Source organism: Paenibacillus sp. D9 (assembly GCF_001188365.1).
Taxonomy (GTDB): Bacteria; Bacillota; Bacilli; order Paenibacillales; family Paenibacillaceae; genus Paenibacillus_O; species Paenibacillus_O humicus.
Genome location: NZ_JZEJ01000001.1, coordinates 4407194 through 4409693, shown reverse-complemented (window position 1 = coordinate 4409693; position 2500 = coordinate 4407194). Strand labels below are relative to the sequence as shown.

Annotated in this window: 4 protein-coding genes (1 of these 4 only partly in view); 2 read left to right on the top strand and 2 right to left on the bottom strand. The window is 58.3% G+C overall.

Features of this window, described 5'->3' with window-relative positions; all coding sequences use genetic code 11:
* Positions 1-3, top strand: the final stretch of a protein-coding gene (pdaB, locus tag VE23_RS19820; protein ID WP_048749360.1) for a polysaccharide deacetylase family sporulation protein PdaB. It extends 795 nt beyond the left edge of the window; only the last 3 of its 798 coding nucleotides appear in the window; its start codon lies beyond the left edge, outside the window; it ends in the stop codon at positions 1-3.
* A 19-nt stretch (positions 4-22) separates the two neighbouring features.
* Here pdaB and VE23_RS19815 read toward each other — a convergent pair whose 3' ends face one another.
* The gene (locus tag VE23_RS19815) at positions 23-658 is read right to left on the bottom strand and encodes a KinB-signaling pathway activation protein (RefSeq protein ID WP_049868855.1); all 636 of its coding nucleotides are present in this window, start codon (positions 656-658) and stop codon (positions 23-25) included.
* Between the two features lie 165 nt (positions 659-823).
* Between VE23_RS19815 and gerD the strand changes: the two genes are divergently transcribed.
* Positions 824-1537 (top strand): spore germination lipoprotein GerD, encoded by a 714-nt coding sequence (gene gerD / locus VE23_RS19810; RefSeq protein ID WP_049868854.1) that lies wholly within the window; start codon positions 824-826, stop codon positions 1535-1537.
* Between the two features lie 188 nt (positions 1538-1725).
* Here gerD and VE23_RS19805 read toward each other — a convergent pair.
* Positions 1726-2500, bottom strand: a 775-nt coding sequence (locus tag VE23_RS19805) for an Mrp/NBP35 family ATP-binding protein (RefSeq protein ID WP_232317000.1), incomplete at its 5' end; no start/stop codon positions are given.

The window sequence follows — 2500 nt, the reverse complement described above, 5'->3', positions numbered from 1 at the left end:
TAGGCAGCCGCAAGAACTTCTTTCAGGCCGTCTTCGCCTCTGGCGCGTCGACGGCTTTTCTGCTGCCCGTAATGCGGTGAAGCAGCAGAATCTGGTAGGCATTGCAGACGACAAGCGGAGCCATCATGAAGAGGATCGCGCTTGTGCTTACACTGCCGTCATCTCCAGGCTGAAAGCTCGGCCATGCCTCGATCGCGGTCACGACAACCATCAGGAACAGCGTCGGGATGAAGGCGTGGTTGTTGGTCATCCGGCTCTTCCATGCTCCGACCGCCCAAGATACGGCGGCGAGTCCAAGCGGCAGAGCCCAGAAGACGACATTGCCCAAGTCTTCGCGGGCGCCATATAGGACATAGCCGAGGAATCCGAGCGCAAAAATGGTCGTATACGCTTGCAAGGCATTCCATAGATAAGCTTTGCGGAATACGCTCAGAGCGATGTAATTGACCGTGAGATAAGCAAAAAAGCCCATCTGGCTGAAGGCGCCGATCAGCAAGCCAACCAGCATCATATTGAAAAGGTTGAAGCCGAATCCGGACCAGCCGAATACGCTGAAGCTCTTATCGGTCAAAAGCATCAGGACCCCGACGATCAATGTCGTCGCGGCGCCCAAGGCCAGCGTTGTCCAGAACAGGTGAAACCACTTGCGGATCGTCATGCGGATGTATCCCCCCAGAGAAGTTGGCCATATCCTTCATCTTACCATGAACGGAATAAAAAGCTAAGGCTTTCCCTGATATTCGCCCGTCTCTTCGCGCATACTGTACGTATCATCGCCGCTATCCTACACTTGGCGGCACAGCGAAGAAAGGGGAACCTCGACATGAAGCTCAAGCGGGCCGTGTACTGCTTTTCGATATCGGCTTTTGCTGCCGTTCTTCTGACCGGATGCGGCGCCGAGCCGCAAGGAGGAGGCGGCCAGCAGACCAGCTACAAAGACATGAAATCCATGGTGATCGACATCCTCAAGACGGAGGACGCCCAGAAAGCGCTGCAGGAAAGCCAAATGAGCGCTGCGGGAACGTCGAGCAGCGGCATCAAGTCGCTGTCGGTGCAGGATGCGGAAAGTGTGCGCATGGCTGTCAAGGAAACGATCACGTCGCCGGATTACGACAAAGTGATCAAGAAGCTGATGACGGACACCCGATTTGCCGGCGACTTCGCCAAAGCGGTCAACAAAGAAAACAAGGATATCCACAAAGAGCTGATGAAAGATCCCGGGTACCAGAAGGAATTGATCTCGGCGATGAAAACGCCGGAGATGGACAAGATGATTCTCGAAGTGCTCATGAGCTCGCAATACCGCAAGCAGGTCATGACCATCATGCAGGAATCGATGTCCAATCCGCTCTTCCGCGTGGAAATCCTCGACCTGCTCAAAAAAGCGGTTCAGGAAGAGCTTCGCGTCAAACCGGGCGAGAAAGTGGATACGAGCTCCGGCGGTGGCGGCGAAGGCGGCGACAGCGGCGGTGAAGACGGCGGCGGTGGCGGCGACGACAGCAAGGATAGCGGCGAGGGCAGCGGAACATCAAGCTGATGAGGACGTAAAGGCGGCTGGCGCCTGCTATAGCTCGGAAGCAGCAAAAGGCGGATATTCGGACTGGGTGAACAAAGGCGGTTGAGCCTTAAGCCAAGCTTTCAGTAAAGGCCAGTCATGAAGACGCCAAAAAGGGCAGCACCCGGATTTTCCAGGGGCTGCCCTTTTTGAATGGCGATGAAGAACAATCAATGTGCCGGCGCCAGCCTGATGACTTGATCGGCCAGCTCCAGATAGATGGCTCCCGTCTCCGTCTCCGCCTTGTACACCGACGGAGAGAAGTCCGGCTCGGATACATGGTTGTCCGGCGCGCCGAGAGGCACTTGAGCGAGCAGCGAAGTGTGCAGCGTCTCCGCCAGCTTCGCCCCTCCCCCGCGTCCGAACACATAGTCCTTCTCGCCGGTGGACGGGCTCATGTAATAGGACATGTTCTCCACGACTCCGAGGATCTCATGCTGTGTCGTGATGGCCATCGCCCCGGCGCGGGCTGCGACGAAGGCTGCTGTCGCATGAGGGGTCGTCACGATGATTTCCTTGCTCTGCGGCAAGATCTGGTGAACGTCGAGCGCGACGTCGCCCGTGCCCGGCGGCAAGTCCAGCAGCACATAATCCAGCTCTCCCCACTCGACTTCCTGGAAGAAGTTGCGCAGCATCCGCCCAAGCATCGGGCCGCGCCAGACGATAGGGCTGTTGTCCTCGACGAAAAAGCCCATCGAGATGACCTTCACGCCGAAGCGCTCAATCGGCTCGATCCGGCCGTCCACGATCTCCGGCCGCGATTCGATGCCCATCATGTCGGGCACGCTGAAGCCGTAGATGTCGGCATCGATCAAGCCGACCCGCTTGCCCCTGCGGGCGAGCGCCACCGCCAGGTTGACGGTGACGGTCGACTTGCCGACGCCGCCCTTGCCGCTAGCGACGGCGATGAACTGCGTGCCGCTGCGCTCCGCCAGCAGCGGCAGC